Source organism: Psychrobacter communis, from assembly GCF_014836505.1.
GTDB lineage: Bacteria > Pseudomonadota > Gammaproteobacteria > Pseudomonadales > Moraxellaceae > Psychrobacter > Psychrobacter faecalis.
The window spans coordinates 1-23,058 of sequence record NZ_JACSQR010000013.1; the positions used below are offsets into that span (position 1 = coordinate 1).

The 23,058-nt window shown below is 43.0% G+C and carries 21 protein-coding genes and 2 tRNA genes; 17 read left to right on the top strand and 6 right to left on the bottom strand.

Translation table 11 applies throughout. The features are described from left to right. Positions 1-213: 213 nt before the first annotated feature. From tpiA to pnp, 14 genes are all read left to right on the top strand, one after another. Positions 214-1,014, top strand: a complete 801-nt coding sequence (gene tpiA / locus H9653_RS06175; RefSeq protein WP_191691256.1) for a triose-phosphate isomerase — start codon at positions 214-216, stop codon at positions 1,012-1,014. A gap of 266 nt (positions 1,015-1,280) precedes the next feature. Next, positions 1,281-1,589 carry a preprotein translocase subunit SecG gene (secG, locus tag H9653_RS06180; protein ID WP_025652589.1) on the top strand — a complete coding sequence of 103 codons (309 nt, stop codon included), beginning with the start codon at positions 1,281-1,283 and terminating at the stop codon, positions 1,587-1,589. 197 nt (positions 1,590-1,786) lie between these two features. Next, positions 1,787-1,871, top strand: a tRNA-Leu gene (locus H9653_RS06185). A gap of 152 nt (positions 1,872-2,023) precedes the next feature. After that, positions 2,024-2,100, top strand: a tRNA-Met gene (locus H9653_RS06190). Between the two features lie 534 nt (positions 2,101-2,634). Continuing rightward, positions 2,635-3,135 carry a ribosome maturation factor RimP gene (gene rimP / locus H9653_RS06195; protein ID WP_068407904.1) on the top strand — a complete coding sequence of 167 codons (501 nt, stop codon included), beginning with the start codon at positions 2,635-2,637 and terminating at the stop codon, positions 3,133-3,135. Between the two features lie 129 nt (positions 3,136-3,264). Further along, complete coding sequence (gene nusA, locus H9653_RS06200; protein ID WP_068407903.1) at positions 3,265-4,749, top strand: transcription termination factor NusA; 1,485 nt, start codon at positions 3,265-3,267, stop codon at positions 4,747-4,749. A gap of 164 nt (positions 4,750-4,913) precedes the next feature. Continuing rightward, a complete protein-coding gene (gene infB, locus H9653_RS06205) occupies positions 4,914-7,640 on the top strand; it encodes a translation initiation factor IF-2 (protein ID WP_191691258.1) in 2,727 nt (908 codons plus the stop codon). A 179-nt stretch (positions 7,641-7,819) separates the two neighbouring features. Further along, positions 7,820-8,224: a ribosome-binding factor A gene (locus tag H9653_RS06210; RefSeq protein ID WP_068407899.1), complete on the top strand. Its 405-nt coding sequence runs from the start codon at positions 7,820-7,822 to the stop codon at positions 8,222-8,224. An 8-nt stretch (positions 8,225-8,232) separates the two neighbouring features. Next, positions 8,233-9,294, top strand: a complete 1,062-nt coding sequence (truB, locus tag H9653_RS06215) for a tRNA pseudouridine(55) synthase TruB (protein ID WP_191691260.1) — start codon at positions 8,233-8,235, stop codon at positions 9,292-9,294. Between the two features lie 352 nt (positions 9,295-9,646). Further along, complete coding sequence (locus H9653_RS06220; RefSeq protein WP_191691262.1) at positions 9,647-10,171, top strand: type 1 glutamine amidotransferase domain-containing protein; 525 nt, start codon at positions 9,647-9,649, stop codon at positions 10,169-10,171. A gap of 143 nt (positions 10,172-10,314) precedes the next feature. Beyond that, positions 10,315-10,476, top strand: a complete 162-nt coding sequence (locus tag H9653_RS06225) for a hypothetical protein (protein WP_191691264.1) — start codon at positions 10,315-10,317, stop codon at positions 10,474-10,476. Positions 10,477-10,553: 77 nt separating this feature from the next. Continuing rightward, complete coding sequence (locus H9653_RS06230; RefSeq protein ID WP_191691266.1) at positions 10,554-10,733, top strand: hypothetical protein; 180 nt, start codon at positions 10,554-10,556, stop codon at positions 10,731-10,733. A 299-nt stretch (positions 10,734-11,032) separates the two neighbouring features. Further along, a complete protein-coding gene (rpsO, locus tag H9653_RS06235; protein WP_068407892.1) occupies positions 11,033-11,299 on the top strand; it encodes a 30S ribosomal protein S15 in 267 nt (88 codons plus the stop codon). 637 nt (positions 11,300-11,936) lie between these two features. After that, the gene (pnp, locus tag H9653_RS06240) at positions 11,937-14,039 is read left to right on the top strand and encodes a polyribonucleotide nucleotidyltransferase (protein ID WP_191691267.1); all 2,103 of its coding nucleotides are present in this window, start codon (positions 11,937-11,939) and stop codon (positions 14,037-14,039) included. 110 nt (positions 14,040-14,149) lie between these two features. Here the strand turns inward: pnp and H9653_RS06245 are convergent, their stop codons facing one another. The 4 genes from H9653_RS06245 to H9653_RS06260 form a co-directional block, all read right to left on the bottom strand. Next, complete coding sequence (locus H9653_RS06245; RefSeq protein WP_191691269.1) at positions 14,150-14,728, bottom strand: macro domain-containing protein; 579 nt, start codon at positions 14,726-14,728, stop codon at positions 14,150-14,152. A gap of 30 nt (positions 14,729-14,758) precedes the next feature. After that, positions 14,759-15,280 carry a hypothetical protein gene (locus H9653_RS06250; RefSeq protein WP_191691271.1) on the bottom strand — a complete coding sequence of 174 codons (522 nt, stop codon included), beginning with the start codon at positions 15,278-15,280 and terminating at the stop codon, positions 14,759-14,761. Between the two features lie 121 nt (positions 15,281-15,401). Next, on the bottom strand, positions 15,402-15,659 hold the full coding sequence (locus H9653_RS06255; protein WP_144296850.1) for a YheV family putative zinc ribbon protein: 258 nt from the start codon (positions 15,657-15,659) through the stop codon (positions 15,402-15,404). After that, positions 15,660-17,840: a M3 family metallopeptidase gene (locus tag H9653_RS06260; protein WP_191691273.1), complete on the bottom strand. Its 2,181-nt coding sequence runs from the start codon at positions 17,838-17,840 to the stop codon at positions 15,660-15,662. 450 nt (positions 17,841-18,290) lie between these two features. Between H9653_RS06260 and H9653_RS06265 the strand changes: the two genes are divergently transcribed. From H9653_RS06265 to H9653_RS06275, 3 genes are all read left to right on the top strand, one after another. Then, on the top strand, positions 18,291-19,403 hold the full coding sequence (locus H9653_RS06265; RefSeq protein WP_191691275.1) for an AOC03_06830 family ribosome hibernation factor: 1,113 nt from the start codon (positions 18,291-18,293) through the stop codon (positions 19,401-19,403). 202 nt (positions 19,404-19,605) lie between these two features. After that, positions 19,606-20,364, top strand: coding sequence for an endonuclease/exonuclease/phosphatase family protein (locus tag H9653_RS06270; RefSeq protein ID WP_191691277.1), 759 nt, complete (start codon positions 19,606-19,608; stop codon positions 20,362-20,364). Between the two features lie 80 nt (positions 20,365-20,444). Next, positions 20,445-21,440: an NADP-dependent oxidoreductase gene (locus tag H9653_RS06275; protein WP_191691278.1), complete on the top strand. Its 996-nt coding sequence runs from the start codon at positions 20,445-20,447 to the stop codon at positions 21,438-21,440. A 31-nt stretch (positions 21,441-21,471) separates the two neighbouring features. Here the strand turns inward: H9653_RS06275 and H9653_RS06280 are convergent, their stop codons facing one another. Beyond that, positions 21,472-22,089, bottom strand: a complete 618-nt coding sequence (locus tag H9653_RS06280) for an alpha-ketoglutarate-dependent dioxygenase AlkB family protein (protein WP_191691280.1) — start codon at positions 22,087-22,089, stop codon at positions 21,472-21,474. Positions 22,090-22,129: 40 nt separating this feature from the next. Next, positions 22,130-23,032, bottom strand: a complete 903-nt coding sequence (locus H9653_RS06285) for an alpha/beta fold hydrolase (RefSeq protein ID WP_191691282.1) — start codon at positions 23,030-23,032, stop codon at positions 22,130-22,132. Positions 23,033-23,058 lie beyond the last annotated feature (26 nt).

Sequence of the window (23,058 nt, forward strand, 5' to 3'; positions counted from 1 at the left end):
AGGTGTTTGATTTGGTATTCTTCTATGTCAATTATGGCTATGTCTGATGCCAGCATACTTTTTAGAACACCACCAAATAATTTTATGCAAAATCGGTTCCAATGCTAAGCACCTCATACTATAGCAACGCACTATAGCACTTGGGAAATATTTGTTATACTTGCGCGCATATGAGCCATATTGGCAGCAATACATAAGATAAGGTAAATGGGTATGCAAGCTTGGGTAATTGGGAATTGGAAGCAGAATCCAGCAACGAGCCATGACGTCAAGGCGCTACTAGATGACTTATTAACGGCTGTTAGCACAAAAGAGCAGGCGGATATCGATAACTGTCAATTGATGGTCGCCCCGAGTTTGATTCATTTAACCGCTGTCAGTGAGCGTCTAAAAGGTAGTTCAATACTGAGCGCCGCTCAAGATATAAGCGCCTATAGTCCCAGTACTGGCGCTTATACTGGTGATTGTTCAGCGCAGCAAGTTGCTGATACTGGCGCAACATGGACGATATTAGGTCACTCTGAACGCCGCCAGTACCATCAAGAATCTCATGATTGCTTATTGCAAAAAATGACTCACGCCCTCGCGCAAAACTTAGGCGTCATATTTTGCATTGGCGAAACCCAAGCGCAGTACGATGCCAAAGAAACGCTGGCAGTCATTGATGCGCAATTAGCGGTGATTAAAGATTTACTTGCGCAAAATCCTGAACTTGCTACAGACTTGTCAGAGCGTTTAATCATCGCTTATGAGCCAGTTTGGGCAATTGGCACGGGCAAAGTACCAACCGTCGCTGAAGTAAGTACGACGCATCAACATATTAAGCAAACCCTTGCGAGCTTCAATGGCGAATTAGACAACATAACGGTTTTATATGGTGGTAGCGTCAATGCTGACAATGCCGACAGTTTTGCTGCTGATAGCATGATTGATGGGGCATTAGTTGGCGGCGCATCGCTAAAAGCAGAAAGCTTTTTAGCGATTGCCAAAGCTTTTGGCGGCAATAAAGCGTAGTCGTATTCAGTAAAATTACAATTTAATCCATATTGAACAATGACTTTGCTCAAAAAATGTCTTTCGCAGTTGGCAAAAGTGGCTTTAACAGTGCCCTTGCAATCGTGTACAATGCGCCTTATTTAGATGATTGCTTTATTTACACAACTGGTTTGGCGTTATTGGCCATATTAGAGGGCAATCGTTAAACGCCAGTTATTTACATTATTTAATCCTACGATTTATTTTACGTTATCAGTCGTCATTACGCGGCAAAAGAGGCCACCATGTTTACGTTTATATTAGCCCTGCATATTATCGTGGCGATTGCCATGATTGGCTTGATTTTGATACAGCATGGTAAAGGTGCAGACGCCGGAGCTTCTTTTGGTGCGGGCTCATCAGGTACCGTATTTGGCGCCGCCGGCACTGCAAACTTTTTGACGCGTGCCACTGCGGTATTAACGGTGATATTTTTTATCACCAGTATGACGCTTGCCGTACATGCACGTAAACAAGCAGAAGACCAGTTCCGTTTAGATGCGCCAGTATCAGCGCCACAAACACCGCGCCCATTGACGCAAAATCCTCAGTAGTTATATTGGCGTTAAAGTCTGTCTTAATTTTTTGACAGATAATTTTAACCGCTATCTTTTAATTCAGGCAGTACTTGCTATTTTAAGACGTTAGATTTACAATGCTTCTCTGTTTTTAGCCGTCTTTAACTTTCGATGCCTTCCTTAAGCATCGCTTATAAAGGGTTAAAGCTGAAAAACAGAGTAGTAAGAAAAATGCGATTGTGGTGGAATTGGTAGACACGCCATCTTGAGGGGGTGGTGGCGCAAGCTGTGGGGGTTCAAGTCCCCCCAATCGCACCAAGCTTTATCGGTATGATGTTTTACTTGAACGTTGTTGTACTCAAACATTATAGAAAGCAAGGTTCATCGTCATTAATGCTTAATTTGATTATTATCTAAAATAAGTATTGACAGCCCTATAAAACCTCTCTATAATATGCGTTCTAGATTGATGCGGGGTGGAGCAGTCTGGTAGCTCGTCGGGCTCATAACCCGAAGGTCGTTGGTTCAAATCCAGCCCCCGCTACCACTTTTTATACTGATGTTTTGTACACTAAATTTGTCAGTAACGATTAGCCCACCATTATGTTTGTGGGTTTTTTTGTATCTGATGGTCGGTGTTATCGCGATATCTGTCCTTCTTATGCTAAGCTCTAACTCTATAGAGTACGATGCTATTCGTTATCCATCGTCATTCGCCGCGATGCTTGTTAAGCGCACTATCCTTTATTTCTCATACCTTTACCGATAGTTCTGCTTTATACATAATAAAAGCATTGTCTGGTTGAGCTTGATGTTTTCTAGGCTCATCCTTATATAAAAGCACGAGTTATAAAACATCTTATTTATATAGTGACGCGTTTAAGCGTTAAGAATAATGTAGGTTTATAAGTTAAGGCGCGAATTGTCTTAATTTGACGGCAGCCAGTTTTTATAAAAGTTAATTATTAACAATAAATATTGTTATCGATAAACAACAAAGTGCTATCAATACAAGCTTTACGATATAAAATACAGTTTGCTTAGTACGATAGTTACGTGGATAAGAAAAGATAAATAGATTATGAAGCTTTCGACAAAAGTTACAGAACTGACCAATATTATTGCCCCTGCGGTAGCGGCTTGTGATGTGGCGCTGTGGGGTATTGAGTTTGCGCCTCAAGGTCGTCGCTCGTTGTTACGCATTTATATTGAGGCATTGCCAGAAGACCAAGCCCAAGATAAGCAAGTGACCATCGAGGACTGCGCCGCGGTAAATCATCAAGTGAGCGGTATTCTTGAGGTTCATGACCCGATTGCTGGCGAATATATTTTGGAAGTATCGTCGCCAGGTTTTGATCGTGCCTTTTTCTCAGATGAGCAAATGCGTGATTATGTCGGTCAAACCGTCAGCTTGCGTTTGATTCAAGCGATTGGTGAAGGCGATAAAAAACGCCGCAAAGCAACTGGTACTTTAGACAGTATTGATGATACTTCTTTAAAGCTAACCGCCACTGATGGTGAGCAGTTTGAGATTGCATTAAGCAATATTGACAAAGCCAACTTGATTTATGAAGATGCTTAGTTTAAAAACAGTAGCTTGATAAATGAATATTTTACTCTCCAAACAGCCTTTGGCTTATGGTGAAAATATAACGTCAACACATTAACGATAAAGTTTAAGTCAATTATAAAACGATAGGACAGGTATAGCATGAGTCGTGAAATCTTAACGGTAGTAGAAACTGTCAGTAATGAAAAGGGCTTAAATCCTGAAGATATCTTTGAAGCAATCGAAGATGCTTTGGTGGTATCCACGAAGAAAAAAGTCTATACCGATCAGCCAGAAGTAGCGGTACGGGTTGCTATTGACCGTGCGACGGGCGATTATGATACTTATCGTTATTGGACAGTGGTTGCAGATGAAGACCATGAGATGCCTGCGTGTCAGCTGGCGATTACCGATCTTGACCAAGACGAATGGTCAATTGGTGATATAAAAGAAGAGCAGATCGAATCGATTGAATTTGGTCGTATTGCAGCTACGCAAGCCAAGCAAGTTATTATTCAAAAAATCCGTGAAGCAGAGCGCAATTTAGTAGCCGACGCATTTGAGCCACGTATTGGCGAGATGATGTATGGCGAAGTTAAAAAACAAACGCGCGATGGTTATATTATTGATTTAGGTGACAACGCTGAAGGCTATTTGTCACGTGATCAGATGCTACCTCGTGAACAATTGCGCCCAAAATCTCGTATCAATGCCATTTTGTACCATGTTAACCGCGAAAACCGCGGCGCTCAATTGTTACTATCACGCACGCACCCTGAAATGCTCTCAGCATTGATGCAAAAAGAAGTGCCTGAAATTGCTGAACAAATTATTGAAATTCGTAATGTCGCGCGCTTGCCGGGCACGCGTGCTAAAATAGCGGTTAAAACCAACGATCATCGTATTGATCCAGTTGGTGCTTGTATTGGTATGCGTGGTACGCGTATCCAAGCGGTACAGCAAGAGCTTGATGGCGAGCGTATCGATGTGGTGGTTTGGTCAGATGATCCAGCCCAATTTATCATCAGTGCGCTAGAGCCAGCGGACGTCAGCAGTATCATCTTAGATGAAGACACGCAAACGGCGGATATTATCTTTAGCACCAATGATCAATTGGCGCGGGCGATTGGCTCACAAGGTCAAAACGTGCGTTTAGCCTCTGAATTAACCGGCTATAAGCTCAATATGATGTTAGAGGAAGAGTATCAGCAACGTCAAGAAAACGAAAGTAAGGCCTTTATCGAATTATTTTATGAGCGCTTAGAGGTCGATAAAGATCTTGCCCAAGCGCTGGTTGATATTGGTTTTACCAGTATTGAAGAAGTCGCTTATGTACCAGTCGAAACTTTCTATGATATCGAAGGGTTAGACGACGAAGCGATTGACATGATTCAAGAGCGTGCCAAAGAAGTGGTTATCGCCGATGAATTGGTCAAACAACAGAACATGAAAGAGCCAAGTCAAGAGCTACAAGATCTTGAAGGAATGACGGTCAGTTGGGCTTATAAAATGGCACAAAAAGACATCATTACCGTGGATGACTTGGCAGAACAAGCCGTCTTCGATCTAGAAGATATCGAAGGTTTAGACTCTGAAACCGCAGGAAAACTCATCATGAAAGCTCGGGAATCTTGGTTCAATGAATAAGCGGTAACTGCATATCGCTGTCTTTTAGTGATATGCTATCGATAATAAGGGCTGGTATGACGTAATCCAATCAAATGCGTTATAAATACTAGCCTTAACCCAATCATTTGTAGCCAACAACTGAATTGAACATATAGCAAATAATAGACAGTAGGTGATAATAAATGGCAGATAAGACCGTCAAAGAACTGGCAGATATGGTAGGCAAAACCGCAAGTGCTGTACAACAGCAACTGGTAGATGCTGGACTGCCTGCTCGCGCAGAGGATGACCTAGTCACCGAGCTTGAGCAAGAGAAGTTGGTGACGTATTTAAAGCAAAGTCATGGCCAGCAAGAAAAGCGACGTATTAGCCTGAAATCTAAAACGACCAGCACCGCACGCGTGACCGGCTCTTCAGGTAAATCTAAGAGCGTTAATGTAGAAGTGCGCAAAAAGAAAGTATTCGAGAAGCCTGATCCAGAAAAGATGGCGGAAGAATTGGCAGCGCGCGAACAAGCCATGATTGAAGCACAAGAGCGAGCAACTAAAGAAGCAGAAGAGCGTGCCGCTACTAAGAAAAAGGCGGAAGAACGTCAAGCGGCTACGTTGGCAGCGATGCGTGCAAGCTTAGGTTCGAGCAAGAAGTCAGACGATAAGAATGACGATATCTCAACCTCAGTAGTGGTGAAAAAAGGCGGTAAAGCGGCGGTAGAAGTTAAACCGAAAGAGCAGCCGAAGAAAAAAGTTGCCGCCACAAAACCAAAAGTTGAGACCGCAGCTGAGCGTAAAGCTCGCGAAGCTCGTGAAAAAGAAGAAGCCCGCCTGCGTGAAATCGAAGCAGAAACTCGCCGCGCGCAAGCCGAAGAAGCGCAAAAGCGCACGCTTGAGCAAATGCGTAAAATGGCTGGTAAATATACCGATCAGCCTGCAACTGAAGTTCGTAAAGATGAGCCATTAGCCGAAGGTTTGGTCGGTGACGCTCTAGAAGAGTCGTTTGAAAAAGAACGTCGCGAAATCAAGCGCGGCACCAGTAGCACCAGTGCTCGCGGTCGTGGTCGCCGTAAAAATCAGGACGAGCGTGAAATCAAAAACCGTAAAAACGGTTTACGCTCAACGCAAGCCTCACAGCATAAGTTTGAAAAACCAGTCGATAAAATCGTTTACGATGTTGAGATCAGTGAACACATTACGGTTTCTGATTTGGCACAGCGTATGGCGGTTAAAGCTCGCGAAGTGACCAAACTGCTCATGAAAATGGGTGAAATCGCGCGCGAGTCTGACACCATTGATCAAGCAACGGCCAGTCTGATTGTTGAAGAAATGGGTCATAACCCAGTACCGGTTAGTGATACCAAGGTCGAAGACGATCTACAAGATGCGGTAGATGAGCGTAGCAGTAACGTGCAAACGCGTCCACCAGTTGTCACTATTATGGGTCACGTTGACCACGGTAAAACCTCATTACTCGATAAAATCCGCACAACGAAAGTTGCTACCGGTGAAGCGGGCGGTATTACCCAGCATATCGGTGCTTACCATGTGAAAACCGATCGCGGTGTTATTACTTTCCTTGATACCCCAGGTCACGCCGCCTTTAGTGCTATGCGTTCACGCGGTGCACAGGCAACGGATATTGTTGTCATCGTCGTTGCTGCCGATGATGGTATGATGCCGCAAACCGAAGAAGCGATTGATCATGCGCGCGCTGCTGGTACGCCTATCATCGTTGCTATCAACAAAATGGATAAGCCAAGCGCCGATCCTGATCGCGTACTTAATGAACTCACTGCTAAAGAAGTGGTTTCAGAAGAATGGGGCGGTGATACCCCAATGGCGCGTATCTCAGCCAAAACGGGTGACGGTATTGATGAGCTACTAGAGCTTATCAGTCTACAAGCTGAGCTAATGGAGCTAGAAGCACCGTTAGACGGTGCTGCTCAAGGTGTCGTTATTGAATCACGACTTGAAAAAGGTCGCGGGCCAGTTGTCAGTGTCCTAGTTAAAAAAGGCACCTTAAAACAGGGCGACTTAGTACTAGCAGGTGAGCATTACGGTAAGGTTCGTGCCATGACCGATGAAAATGGTCAACGAATCAAATCTGCTGGTCCGTCTATCCCTGTAGAGATATTAGGTTTACCTGAAACACCTGCTGCTGGTAGCGAGTTCTTAGTCTTAACCGACGAGAAAAAAGCCCGTGAAGTGGCAGATTTCAGAACCAACCGTGAGCGCGAGCGCCAGCTTGAACGTCAGAACGCCATGCGTCTAGAGAGCATGTTTGATCAGATGGAACAAGGCGATGTGTCATTCTTAAATATCGTCTTAAAAACTGACGTGCGTGGTTCGCTTGAAGCGTTACTTGCGGCTCTAAATGAGTTATCGACGGATGAAGTTAAAGTTCGAGTGATTAGCTCAGGCGTTGGTCCAATCTCTGAATCTGATGTGACATTGGCTGAATCGAGCGAAGCGGTATTATTAGGCTTTAACGTCCGTGCAGACGCAACCGCACGCCGTAAAGCGGACGCTGCTAAAATGGATATCCGCTATTACAGCGTTATCTATGGCTTGATTGATGATGTCAAAGCGGCAATGAGTGGTATGCTAGCACCAGAACATCGTGAGAAAATCTTGGGTGTTGCTGAGGTTCGCGAAGTATTCCGTTCTAGTAAGTTTGGTGCTGCTGCCGGTTGTATGGTGGTTGAAGGAACGATTTATCGCAACAAACCTATCCGCGTCTTGCGTGATGACCAAGTTATCTTTACGGGTCAATTGCAATCATTACGTCGCTATAAAGAAGACGTTAATGAAGTACGTACCGGTATGGAGTGTGGTCTAGCGGTTCGTGGTTACGACGTCGAAGCGGGTGATAAAATCGAAGTCTTTGAAATCCAAGAATTCGCTCGTACTATCTAAAGCAGTCGTTTGACAATTCTTAATATTCAGCTGTACTTAGGCCTAACAGGTACACCCTGCTAGGCCTTTTTTAGCAAGGACATTGTGTTTTATGTTTAATGTCATTAGATATAACGTTCATGCGTTTTTAATGAGAGTTTTTTAATAAAAATAAGCTGTATGACCAATAAGGTAATAACATGAATCAACGTTTACAACGCTTGGCTGATCAGATTCAGCGTGAGCTTGCGGTTCTTATCCGTGACGAAGTCAATGACCCGCGTTTGACAGGCTTTGTCACTATCTCTAGCGTTAAAGTCAGCCCAGACTTGGGTTACGCAGATATTTACGTCACCATCATGGAGCCTGAGCTTAACGATGCGATGACCAAATCTAGCCATGAAGACAGCATCAAGGTCCTCAATAAAGCGGCGGGTTTTTTGCGTACCGAATTAAGCCACAGTCTAAAAACGCGTACCACACCGCGTTTACGCTTTCATTATGATGAAGTGACGGCGCGTGGCAACTATATGATGGATCTTATCAATAAGGCTGTGACCAAAACTGAGCAAAACGAGTCTGATGAGCAAGAAATTAACGAGTAATAGCTATTATGTCGACCGCCTCTACTAACACCTCTACGCCAGCCGCTGCAAAAACGCTTAAAACGCCTGATAAAATCAAAGTCTCGGGCGTAATATTAGTGGATAAGCCACAAGGTATGACCTCGCAACAAGTAGTGTCAAAGGTGAAATACCTGTTTAAATCACCCAACCATGACAGTAAAAAAGCTGGTCATACAGGCACACTCGATCCGATGGCAACGGGTTTATTGCCCATTTGCTTAGGTGAGGCTACCAAGTTTAGTCACTATCAACTCGATGCCGATAAAACCTATCAAGCAACCATTCTTTTGGGTAGTCAAACCGATACGGGTGATGCCGACGGGCAGATTGTTGCTGAAGCACTTATTCCACAGTTTGATCATGCCATATTAGAAAACATTGCTCAGCAATTTTTAGGGCCACAGCAGCAAATTCCTCCGATGTATTCGGCGCTAAAAAAAGATGGCAAAAAATTGTATGAATATGCGCGAGCAGGTATTGAGATTGAGCGGCCCGCAAGAGATATTGTCATTAAAGCCATTGATTTAACCGCAATCGATGCGCAACAAATTCAGTTGATAGTGACTTGCTCGAAAGGTACATACGTACGAGTATTGGCAGAAGATATCGCTAAAACCCTTGGCACGCTAGGGCATCTCACCGCTTTACGGCGCCTACAGGTTGGTAGTTTTAAGATTGATAATGCGATTGGTTTGGCCGATCTAGAAGCGTTGTCGCTTGAGAGTCGCCTAACCCACCTATTACCCGTTGATGCTTGTATCACCCTTGATACTGAGCTTACCTTAACGGCCGAGCAGTGTGTCCGTGTCCATATGGGACAGCGCTTAAATGTCACCGAGCAGCTGACGGACGATATACGAAGCTATATTACAACGGCTATCGAACAACAGCATTATGAGAATGACGGTGACAAAGAAGATAGTGAAACCTTATTACCTCATGAAATGCCCGTAGATATTCGTCTTATAGATGAGCAAGGGCAGTTTATTGGTTTAGGAGCGGTAAGTTTAAACGGGCGACTACAGCCGAAAAAGCTTATCCAGTTGTAGCGTTAATGCTTAAATAAACGGTAGTAGCCATAACTGAAATTGGGTAAAACTTACTAAGAGTTTACACTAATCACATATCATCACATTTTATTGCAGGTTTCACCTATAGTGAAACCTGCTTTTTTTGTACCTTAGTTAAGTCAGCTACGGAAAGCGCGACAAGGATATAAAAAATATAAGGAAGTAAAAATTATAAAAATGGGATTTTATTAAATATTAGAATTATAAAAAAGCAGTATATATAAAAATAAAAAGACATTAACTAATATAAAAAGTATCTGAGATTAATAATAAAAAATGTATTTTAAAAATACTCATACCTAAAGTTGAAATCTAAAGTATAAGGATTATTATGAAAACCATTGCTTTCTTATTACATAATAACTTCGAACAAGCTGAATATGAAGAAGTTAACAACCAATTAAAAGATAAAGGTTATAAAACAGTCCTCATTACGACCAATAAAGACAAAGAAGTCCAAGGCATGCAGCAGGACGTCAATAAGGGTGATACCTTTACTGCAGATATATTTGCTAAAGACGCTAACGTTGCTGATTATGAGGCACTGGTTTTGCCAGGTGGCACGGTGAATGCCGATACCATGCGCGGTAACGAAGAAGCGCACAGTATCATTAATGCTATTAACAATGCAGGTAAACCATTGGCGGTCATTTGCCACGCGCCTTGGGTATTGATTAATACAGGTATTGCTAAAGGCAAAACTTTGACAGCTTATCACTCGTTACAGACAGACTTAGAAAATGCTGGTGCAAATTTTGTAGATAAAAGCGTGCAAGTGGACGGCAATCTAATCACCTCACGTAATCCAGATGACATTAACGATTTTGTGGCTGCTATTGATAAAGCGTTATCTTAGATTAATAAACCAATTAAATTTTATAGATTACCTAAAAGAAACAGCTACTATTTATTAACGATTTATTTATATTGACTTTACGAAATTACCATAACTTTAAAATCATAACTACAGAATTCATAACTACAAAAAAGGAAATTATTATGTCAAATCCTAATCCGAATGATACCAAGCTTGAGCAACAACGTTCAGAATCAGCAACTGCTGCCCTAAAAGGTCAAACAGAAGACAATCATACAGAAGATACTGAAGCGGCTGCAGACCGTATTGCTGATAATTTAAAAAATGCTAAAGAAGAAAAATAGTTAATCTTATACTTTATTAAATTTACTAATGATTGATAAATTAATTGGTAGAAAAATAATGATAACTAGGAGTATTTATGACCGACTCAAAAGACAACATGGACGCGCAAGAGAAAAAAATTAAACAACAAGCCGAAGATATCAATCCTAAAGAAGATAATATTCCAGATAGTTTAGCGGAAGCAACGACGGCTCCTCTTGAAGATAATGAGCTTGGCGGTAATGCTACGCAGGACGACGTTAAGAATGATAAATAGTTGATAAAACGTCAGTCTTATAAATTTAGACCTTAATCAATTTTTCTCTGCAAAAATTGTAAAACTACTATAAAAACTGCTGCTAGTTCAGCAGTTTTTTGTTATAATCGCTGTCACGTTTAATTTTCGCTTTATTCTTAACTAAACGTTCTAATTGATAAGTTTGTCGTACACTAGGTCAACTCTAGTAATGCAGGGTTGTCCTGAATGACGGTTAAACTTTTTATTTTTTATTCTATTGTGCCTAGATGCTTTAAATTGAAAGTATCTTAGTACATTTAGCATTGCCGGAGAGATTTATGCTAACCAATTCTGATCGTGAACAAATCATTGCTCAATACCAACGTGGCGAAAATGACACTGGTTCTCCAGAAGTTCAAGTAGCACTATTGAGTGCTCGTATCAACGATTTACAGAACCATTTTAAAGAGCACAAAGCAGACCATCATAGCCGTCGTGGTCTTATCCGTATGGTTAACACGCGTCGTAAACTGCTTGACTACTTAAAAGGTAAAGACCTTGGTCGTTATACCACCCTTATTAGCCAATTAGGTCTACGTCGTTAATTTGGTAGTAATAGTACCAATGGCGACCAAAAAAGATTATGCGCTAATATGGCAGCATTTTAAATTTTTTGCTAAGCCACTTGGTATTTGCTTGCTAAGCTCGATAAAATAGATTTTCTCTAAAGACGGTGTGGAATAGTTTCACGCCGTTTTTTTATGCGTATTTATATGAGTTTGACTGTTAAAAAATTATCCCTTAGCGGCATACGTTTAATGTGACAAACTCCTATTTTAACCGACTTTTTTATACTGAAATGCTTATAACGGTAATGCGCAAACAGACAGTTTGGCATTTCATTGGTCAATGGCTATAAATCACTGTAAAATAATGCCTTATGAGTTTGAGAGTAGTATTCGCGCTCGATTAATTATTTATAAGGTTTAGCGTGATGAGTATTATTTATCAAACAGTGGCTAGCAAAGCAGATTTTAGTCAGCAAATAACGTGAAATCGTTATTTAAATAAAGGTATCAAATAAATAGGTAACAAAATTGCTCTAATCGACCCAGTTTCCAATTATGTTAACGTCAATTAGTAGCCAATCACGAGTAACCAGTTACCAAGAATTTTTAATGACAGATATCAGCTTTTTATAATGCTGATATCCCTTTCGTCAGTCAATATTAGGAAAATTATATGACAATGTTTAATACCATTAAGCGTGAATTCCAGTACGGCGACCAGCAGGTCGTTATTGAAACGGGCCGTATCGCGCGTCAAGCAAACTCTATTTTGGTTCACATGGGCGGCGTGACTGTCCTAGTAGCGGCAGTAGTAAAGTCGGATGCTAAAGAAGGTCAAAACTTCTTTCCATTGACCGTCAACTATCAAGAAAAAATGTATGCGGCTGGTAAAATTCCAGGTGCATATGGTAAACGTGAAGGCCGTGCCAGCGAAAATGAAACCTTAACGTCGCGTCTGATTGACCGTCCGATTCGTCCGCTATTCCCTGAAGGCTATGTGAACGAAATTCAAATTACGGCAACGGTTGTCTCGTCTGATAAAACTCAGTCAGCAGATATCGCGGCACTCATCGGTGCTTCAGCAGCGCTGGCTATTTCTGATGCGCCATTTAATGGTCCGGTAGCAGCAGCGCGTGTTGGCTTTATCAATGGCGAATATGTCCTTAACCCAACGCTTGAGCAGCTTAAAGACAGCGACCTTGACTTGGTGGTTGCGGGTACCAAATCTGCAGTATTGATGGTTGAATCAGAAGCGAAAGAATTGTCTGAAGACCAAATGTTAGGTGCGGTTTTATACGGTCATCAGCAGCAGCAAATCGTCATTGATAATATCGCGTCATTGGCAGAAGAGGTTGGTACCGCTAAGCAGCAATATACCGCGCCTGTTCGCGATCAAGCGTTAGAAACCAGCATGAAAGCGCAGTTTGGTGAGCAAGTGGCTGATGCTTATACTATTACCAATAAGCAAGAGCGCTATAGCAAACTTGACGAAATCAAACAAGCGATCATCGAAGCATTGGCAGGTGACGCCGAAGCAGAAACGTATAACGATACGGTATCTGAATTAAAAGAAATTTATGAAGAGTTAAAATACCGCACCGTTCGTGACAATATCTTGTCAGGTAAGCCGCGTATCGATGGCCGTGATCTTGAAACCGTTCGTGCGCTAGATGTACAAGTAGGCGTATTACCATATACCCATGGTTCAGCATTATTTACCCGCGGCGAGACGCAAGCATTAGTAACCACCACGCTTGGTAACACCCGTGATGTAAACATGATTGATTCATTGGCTGGTACGATTCGTGACCATTTCATGTTGCATTATAACTTCCCACATTTCTCAGTTGGTGAGACCGGCCGTGAAGGTGTGCCAAAACGCCGTGAAATCGGTCATGGTCGCCTAGCGCGCCGCGGTGTTGAAGCGATGCTGCCAGATAGCGAACGCTTCCCGTACGTGATTCGTGTAGTATCTGAAATCACCGAATCAAATGGTTCCTCTTCAATGGCTTCGGTTTGCGGCGCAAGCTTGGCATTGATGGACGCTGGCGTACCACTAAAAGCACCAGTTGCGGGTATCGCAATGGGTCTGGTAAAAGAAGGCGAGCGCTTTGCGGTATTGTCTGACATCCTAGGTGATGAAGATCATCTTGGCGATATGGACTTTAAAGTAGCAGGCACAAAAGATGGTATCACCGCGCTACAGATGGATATTAAAATCGAAGGCATTACCCCAGACATTATGGAGCAAGCGCTTAAGCAAGCCCATGCTGGTCGTATTCATATCCTAGAAGCGATGAACAAAGTATTGCCTGCAAGCCGTACGGAAATCAACGCTCATGCGCCTAACTATGCGGTCATCGAAATCAACCCAGAAAAAATCCGCGATGTGATTGGTAAAGGTGGCGCAACGATTCGTCAGCTAACCGAAGAAACTGGCGCAGTTATTGATATCGATGATGCTGGTACGATTCGTATTTTTGGTGAAAACAAAGCAGCAACCAAAGCGGCTATCGGCAAAATTGAAGCCATTACCGCAGAAGTAGAAGTTGGTAAAACTTATCAAGGTACGGTTGCGCGTATCGTTGACTTCGGTGCTTTCGTTAACGTCTTGCCAAACACCGATGGCCTCGTACATATCTCGCAAATCGCCGATGAGCGCGTAGAAAATGTTTCTGACTATCTAAAAGAAGGTCAAACCGTCAGCGTATTGGTACAAGACGTTGATAACCGTGGTCGTATTAAGCTGACCATGAAAGGTATCGAGCAAAGCTAATTCGCGTTTTTTGAATTAGTTAGATAAAAAAAACCGCTTTGGTTGCTGATATTAGCAAACAAGGCGGTTTTTTTATGTCTTCAAAAAGGTGAGGATAGGGAGAAAATGATTTATATGCTGATATCTTTAGGAAGGTGGATATCGATATGCAGCTTTGGTAAATCTTGCAAATGCTGGTTGATGAGCGGCAAGATATCGCTATGCCAGTCTAAAGCAATAGACGTTGTCATTTCAGCGTTATCAGCAATATTATTTTGAGCAGAATTTTTTTGCGAATAATGAGCAATAAGTGGGCGCGCTAGCAAGGCAATCCTACGTATACCTTGATAACGGATAAGCGGGATAAGTTGCTGTTGTAAATCGACTAGAGCTGCGCTTAGCCAACTTACCCTCGGTGAATGATAGGGATGATCCGATATCACGAGGTTGGCAATATAACTTGGTTGGCTACCGTTGCTACTGACGCCAAGCCCAGCTTGCTCACGTGCGCGTTTATGCATCAAACAGCTACCAACCATTAGGCTACCCTCGCGGCAGGCACGAAAGTAATGTTGGTAGTTATCAGGATATAAGTTTTTGCTGCGCGTAAGGATAGGGTCTAACAGAATACCGGCGTTATTCACTGGCAATACCAGCAATTGGGCGCTGCTATTTAAAATAGGGGCGTGAGTAAGTTGTAGACTTGCCATTTATCTATCTGCCCCTTTGTGAAATGAATATTATTTTACACTGTTTTTCGCGCTTTCAGCAGCTTCTAATTGGGCAATTTGCTCCTCCAGGAGGGCGATTTGCTCTTCTTTCATCTCTGTCAGCTGCTTATTCATTGCCAACTGTTCCGCTGCCAGCTTCTCTTGTTCTGCTAAGCGCTGACGCTCATCTTCTAAGCGATCTATTTCTTCTTTTGCTAAACTATCATTTTCCGGCAAGGGCGCATTTAGAATAGCGTCGGGATCAGGGATTTGGCTGTTTGTACTTATCGAGCTATCGCTATCCAAAGTTAGTTCACCATCATCTAATGAGGTGGTATCTGCTTGCGCAGCGTTATTTTGCTCAATAGACTCGGCAGTAGGTGTTGTGCTTTCGATCGGCGCCTTTTCAGTGTCTAGCGAATTGTTTTTCCAAACCAAGTAGCCAATTAAGAAAACAGCTAGTATGACAATTGGCCACCATTTATTGCGTTGTTTCACTGGTTGTTTTTTTAATGGTTTAACTGATAAAGGCGGTGTTTGTTTTTTATTCATACAATGGTCGATTTATGTCAAAAATATAAGTAGGCATACTATAGCAAACTCAAAATAAAAAGCCTATCTATTGGTAGATAGGCTAAGTGTCATTAGGACTTGACGATACAGCTTTTATTGCTTATGGCTTGAATTTGACTGTCCCACTGGTACCAGTCGACATCGCATCACGCGCGATCTGGTCCTCTAAATGGTTCTTAGCACTGATAGTATCGGGATCGGGGCGGCGCTCTGTATGTCCGCACTGCGTACATTCGATGTATTCGTCAGGTTCGGGTGTGACGATATTTACTTGCATCACTGCATCCATCGCCTGACATTTAGGGCAGCGAACGCCTGCTAAAAACCGGCGCTTTGGCGTTGATGATTGATAGCGCATTTAGATGACCTCGCGCGTCGTTTGAACATTGGCTTTAGCAACGTCATTTTTAGCAACGTCATTTTTAGTATTGTCAAAACCACTATGCCGTAGTAAAGCATCGATACTGGCGCTGCGACCTCGGAAGTTCTCAAAATTGGTCTTAGCAGGGAAACTACCACCGACTGATAAAATAGTCTCGCGGAAGGCTTTTCCTGTGGTTGGGTTAAAAATACCTTCTTCTTCAAACTTACTAAACGCATCGGCAGATAAAAGCTCCGCCCATTTATATGAGTAATAACCGGCGGCATAACCCCCAGCAAAGATATGGCTAAAGCCATTAGCAAAACGGTTATAATCCGGTGTCTGCATAATCGCAATATCATCGCGCACGGCGTTTAGCGTCGCCAAGATACCTTCATAATTAAGGGCTGGTGTGTGCGCATGAATCAATAAATCAAAAAGCGCAAACTCGATTTGACGTAAGGTTTGCATGCCGCTTTGGAAGTTTTTGACCGCTAGTAGGGCGGCAAGTTTGTCTTTTGGCAAGGGTTCGCCGCTTTCAACATGGCTACTTATTAAAGCAATCCCTTCGGCATCCCACGCCCAGTTTTCCATAAATTGACTGGGCAATTCGACCGCGTCCCACTCAACGCCATTGACACCAGCGACATCACTAACGGTGACTTGGGTGAGTAAATGGTGCAAACCGTGACCGAATTCGTGAAACAAAGTGAGTACTTCATCGTGAGTCAATAGGCTTGGTTTACCATCGAGGGCAGGGGTGAAGTTGCCGACCATAAAGCAGACCGGTAGCTGCTGATGGTCTTGCTCCGTATAGGTATAACGTGATTGAAAACCGCTCATCCACGCGCCGCCGCGTTTGCCGCTACGAGCAAATAAATCAAAGTAAAAGCCACCAAGCAAGTGATCATCGGCGTCAAATAATTGATAAAAACGTACGTCATCGTGCCAGCGCGACACAGACTCACTGTGCTCTTGTACCTTGATACCGTATAAGCGCTCAACGATCGTAAATAATCCGCTAATCACTTTCGGTAGTGGGAAATAAGGACGTATCTCCTCTTGCGATAAACTAAACTCGCTCTGTTTTACTTTTTCGGCAATATAAGCGCTGTCCCATGGCTGCAAGTCATTAATACCATAAGCCTGCGCATACTTTTGCAACTGCGCTAAGTCTTGCTTAGCGGCTGGGGTTGCTTGCGCGGCTAAATCGCGTAAAAAGGTTTCAACCTCTACAACGCTATCTGCCATTTTGGTCGACAGTGACACTTCTGCATAGTTATCAAAGCCTAATAACTTGGCCTTTTGCGCGCGTAATTGCAGAATTTGGCCCATGATATCGGCATTATTGAGCGCTTCACCTTTGGCATTGGTATGCGCATCAAACTCAGAGGCGCGGGTCACATAAGCATGGTACAGCGTCTCGCGTAGATTGCGATCATCGGCATGGGTCATGACGGCAAGATAAACAGGAATATTTAAGCTTGCCACATAATAAGGCGTCGGCAACGCATCAATTTGTGCTTGAGTGAGCGTACCGCTGGCAAGCTCACGCGCTTTATACTGTTCACCTGCGTCCGCTAATAGCGCCAAACCACTCTCAGTTAACCCTGCTAATTGGCCTTGTTCAAGCGGTAAGGCATACGCCTGAGTAGCATCCAAGATATGGTCTGAGAACGTCGCTGATAAAGTCGACAATTCACTTTGAATAGCAGCAAAGGTTTCTTGTTCAGCTTTGGGTAGCGCAACGCCTGATAGCTCAAAGCTACGCAGCGCAAGCTCAATCGCTCGCGCCCGCGCAGGTTCTAGAGCAGCAAAGAAAGCCTGATCATTGACGATCGTTTGATAGCGACTAAATAGCGGCTGATGCTGACCAACACGCGTGCCATAAGCAGACAGCTTGGGCAACAATTCATGATGGACATGACGAATCTCATCGCTACTCATAACGCTATTAAGATGCGACAAAATCCCCCAACTACGATCTAACGCCAGGTTTATATGGTCAAAGCTCATCACCTCTGCCAATGCCTGCTCAGTGCTAAGATTGCTATCTGCCGACATCTCATCTAAAAAACGGTTGGCAGCATCGATAGCACTGATGACCTGGCTTTGTAAGGCATCAGGTGTGGTACTGGAAAAATCAACAAGGTGTAAATCTGGAGCAATAGAGTTCATAAAGAAAGGTATCCAATGTCTGTTAGTCAAGGTCTGTTAGTAATGAATAAATTATTATGATTTAGATAAAGTGCTATGAACGTTATTTAAGACGTAATTTAAAGTAAAGGTTATCTAAAAGATGGGTATGACGCGGTTGAAATACAAGCCAGCGTTATAATTGGTTTTAGAGTGTTCATTTTACAAATGGGATTTTTAGAAATGTCCAATTGGATAATAACCCGGCGCTAATTATCGATATGACCGATAGTTAGCTAAGTTTCACTTACAAAGCGTCATCATTTACTTGCAAATTAACCCTACAGGGAGTGAGGACAAGTTGTTAGCATCTTAGTAATACAAGGACTTAATATAATAAATTAAATACAAGGCAGTTATTAAAAATAATTTTCAAATTCTAAGACAATTTTGCAATACCAACCAATCATAATAAGATAAGGAGCAGTATTTATGAAAGCAACTCTTAAAAGTCTACGTGAGACCAAAGCCAATCCAGCGGTCAGTATTTTTGTCAAAACCCACCGTGAGCATCCTGACAATCAAAAGGATCCTATCGCCCTAAAAAACCAATTAAAAGTCGTCGAAGAGCGCCTAAATAACGAGTACGACAAAAGTACCGCCACCTCTATTTTAGAAAATATCAAAAATAAAACCAGTGACCTAAATCACAACTATAACTTAGATACCTTAGCCATATTTGCTAGCACTGACGATGCTCAAATCGTCCGTATGCCTATTGATACCAAAGAGCGCGTGATCATCTCTGATAGATTTGCAACGCGTGATTTGGTGCGTGATATGGCCAGCGCCGTGCATTATTATACGGTAGTATTAACCCGTGATAAGGCGCGCTTGATTGAAGCGTCTAACGACCGTGTGGTCAAGGAGTTTGATCAAGATACTGATGCACAAAACAATATGGAAAATATTCCGTTTCCTGTAGAAAATAATGGTTTATATACAACGGGTAATGCAGGCTCTGATCGCTCAGCAAATAACGAGAGTAGCTATCTAAAAGAGTTCTTTAACCAAGTAGATAAGAGCGTACAAGAGCTATGGGGCGAGCATAAAATGCCTTTAGTCATCGTTGGGGATACCAAAAATATCGGTTATTATAAAGATGTTTGTGATCGTCCAGATAATATTATTGCTACCGTTTCAAATGCCACCAATTTGGAAGAAGGCAGCGCGCAGCATATCATTGATAGCGTACAAGAAGCGGTTGAAAATTATCGCTCGTCATTACATCAAGCCGCTATGGGTGAAATTGACAAAGCGCGCGGTGCCAATATGCTGCAAACGGATTTACAAGAAGTGTACCGCAGCGCCTTCCAAGGGGTTGGCGAGACTTTATATGTTCGTCGCGGTTACATGCAACCGGCTATGATCGATGAAGCGGCGCAGACTTTAAGCATGGCTGATGATGCGACTGCCCAAGGCGTGACTGATGATGCGGTTGGTGAAATCATCGAACACGTCATTCATAACGGTGGCAAAGCCGTATTCATGCCGCAGGAGCTGATGGGTGAAGATCAGCCAATTGCTCTGGTAACGCGCTATTAATTGATAGCTGCTATTCGTTAATGAGTTAGCCATCGTTACGACTTAGGTATAATATGGGAGCATTGGTTCGATATGAATCAATGCTCTTTTTTATAATAACCTAGGTTCATGTTTATCTGATGACCGGTGTCATTTGATAAGTTTTTAATAAAACGCTGTTCACCCTTACGCTATCCATATTGAGTTTATAACTGATAAATTTATGACTAATACCACCTCTTTTGTTTTAACCAGCTACAACATTCATAAAGGCATGTCGCCGATGAATCGCCAAGTGAAGATACAGGGTATCGCCCAAGCGCTTGATATCATCGGCTCAGACATTCTTTGCCTGCAAGAAGTGCAGGGGCAAAACCTCAAGCGCAATATGCAATATAACGAATACCCCGACCAATCACAGCACGAATGGTTTGGTGAATATCTGCAACTGCAAAACAGCTATGGCAAAAACTCAGAGTATGAAAACGGTCATCATGGCAATGCGGTGTTGAGTCGCTTTCCGCTAGACCCAAAACATAACGTCAATATTACGGTGAATAAACTTGAGCAGCGCGGTGTCTTGCACTGTGAAGTGCAGCCGCTAGGGTGGGAGATGCCAGTGGTGGTGTTATGCGCCCATTTAAACCTCTTTGAGCGCGACCGTATCAAGCAGTACGAAGCCATCTCCAATTATGTGCGTAATGAGATTGCTGCCGATCAGCCGCTGATTTTGGCAGGTGATTTTAATGATTGGAAAAAAATGTCTTGTGACAGGCTCGCTTCAAGCTTAGGGATGACCGAAGCTTTTAAGCATTGTCATGGCAAATTGCTACCGACTTTTCCAGCAAAACTGCCTGTGCTCAGTCTAGACCGCATCTATGTGCGCAATCTAAGGGTAAAAGACGCCTGGGTGCATACCGGTAAGCCTTGGTCAACACTATCGGATCATTTGCCGCTAAGTACAGAGTTAGCATTGTTATGAATTGCTGTTATCAGTTAATGGATAACAAGTAAGAAACTAGCCGAAAAAGAGAAATTAGAATAATACAAGGATGAAAAATCATGTCTGATAAACACCTACCAACGACGCAGCACGCCGTACAGATAGGCGAGTTTGGCGAACCTGAAGTCATGACATATCAAGACGGCGTGGCTATTCCTGAATTAAAGGACAACCAAGTATTAATACAAGTCGCTTATGCCGGTATCAATCCCGTCGATTATAAAACCCGTCAAGGTAAAGGCTGGGGCGCCGATGCGATTCAAAAAAATAACTTTGATAAAGGCGAGCCCGCTATTTTAGGCTTTGATGTTGCAGGGATAGTGGTCAAAAGTAATAGCGATAAATTTATGATTGGAGATGACGTCGCGGCCCTTAGTTTTGATGGCAGCTGCTACGCTGAATACGTGGCGGTCGATGCTGATTTACTGGCAAAAGTACCACAGGCGGTGACATTAGAGCAAGCAGGAGCATTGCCTTGTATCGGGCAAACGGCGCTACAGTTTGTAGAATTTGCCGACATTAAAGACGGTGAACACGTGGTGATAAACGCGCCAGCGGGCGGCGTTGGACATTTAGCGATTCAGTTTTTGCTGAAAAAGGTAGCGTCAGATAATATCAAAGTCACGCTTATTTGCTCACCAGAAAAATACGCCAAACTTGACGATTTGATAGATAAAAGCAAGTTGGCAGGTTGGATTGATTATACCAAAGACCAAGATTTTCCTGACTTACAAGCCGATGTACTGATGGACTTGGTCGGTGACGATGCCGGCGTGCGTGCTTTGAGCACACTCAAATCTGGTGGTCGCGTTAAAGTGCTACCGACCATTTGGGTTGATAAACTAAAAGCTGCCGGTAGTAATAAAAACTTGAGCGTCGACGGCTACGCGGTAAAGCCAAATGGCGAAGATATGGCAAAGGTTTTACAAGATGTCGCTGATGGCACGCTAATTTTACAAATTCAGCAAACTTATCCATTATCTGAAGTAGTTACTGCCCATCGCGAGCTAGAAAAAGGCGATACCTTTGGCAAGATTGTGCTCAAAGCAAGCTAAGGCAGAGTTGCTTAAATTAAGCCAAACCCGCTTAACCTAATATCATTTGCCTAAAGGTTAAGCTAATACGTCCCTCTAAAACTGTTTTTGTCTTAGTGACAGTATGCTTCCAATATTTTTGCGTCTCACCATGCATGACGATAAGCTGACCGGACTCAAGATAAAGCTCGACTTTATCTTGAGTTTTTTTATGCTTCAAGACAAACTTGCGCGTCGCTCCGAGTGACAAAGAGGCGATAATCGGCTGCTCGCCAAGCTCCTTCTCATCATCGGCATGATACCCCATACCATCGTCGCCAGTCGGATAGTAATTTAGCAAACAAGAATTAAAGTTGGCATTAACTCCGATTTTTAATAGTTGCCGCTCGATATGATGTTTCACATGAAACACCGAGTCTGTCCATGCAATGGCTTGCCGCCTGTGCCCAGAATATTGATAACTGGCAGCGCTGTCGCCCATCCATACTATTTGCCGAGTGGTGACGTGGGTCTTACCAAATAAAGTGACGATATCAGATTGCCAAGGCAGCGTCGTCAACAAGGCATAATATAGGGCACTTGGATAGTCAATCACGATTCCTAAATCATTTACCTTGCCATCATAAGGCAATAAATTATCGGTCGGTGCAGGGGCAAAAAGGTCGCTCATCGCTCATATTCCGTATATCCTACATTCCATATCGCTCGGCTTATTTATTGCTCTCATAATGTTCATTAATAATTTGCGCGCACAATTCAGGTGCTTCCATTGGCAAAAGATGACCGTAATCTGGCAAAGATATAATGCTATCTGCGGGAACAAATCCTTGCCATTGTTTGCGTACTTTATCATTGATAAACAAAGTTGGTTTGCCGGTGATTAAGGTATAAGGGCAGCGCAGTTTTTTTAATGCTGCATCGATATGAGGCGCACCAAAATAATTGGCAAGCTCTTGCTCGGGGGCAAACATCAAGCTATAGCTGCCATTATTATTGGCCGTCAAACTTTGCTCAGCAAATACTTTTAAGTGCTCATCACTGATACGTTTATAAGCCCGTTGTGCGCGCAAATGCTCATAATAATCATCGATACTTGCCCATGTAACCTGCTTGGTTAGGGTGCTTTTAAAAGGTTCACGGCTTAGCAATATCTTGCGCGGTAGTAAGTTATAAAGCGTTGCTTGTTTTTTAGTAAAGGTGACAGGCTCGATAAGATATAACTGCGAGAATAAATCGGGACGTTTCGCTGCTGCTATGGCGGTCGCTGTTGCGCCTTGCGAATGCCCGATCCCCACGATAGGGGCGTCTTGAGTTTTTTCCAAAAACTCAATCAGTATATCGGCATCTTGCTCGCGGGTCAGACGCGGCGCTTGCGGTTTGTCATACCAATAGCCACGTAGCGCTAATGCCGATAAATCAAACTCTGTTGCGAGCTCATTTAACAATGGCGCATAAGTACCAACAGTGAAACTATTGCCGCCATAAAAATGGGCAGGTGGGCGTTTATGGTGGTTTGGTTTGTCTGCGTGATTTACAGCTTGGTTCAACTGCTCTAAATCATAATAGCGCGCTTGCTTGCCACTGATATTAATACGTTTGGTAAAAGTTTCCATAAAAATCACACTTCCTTGTGGCGGTT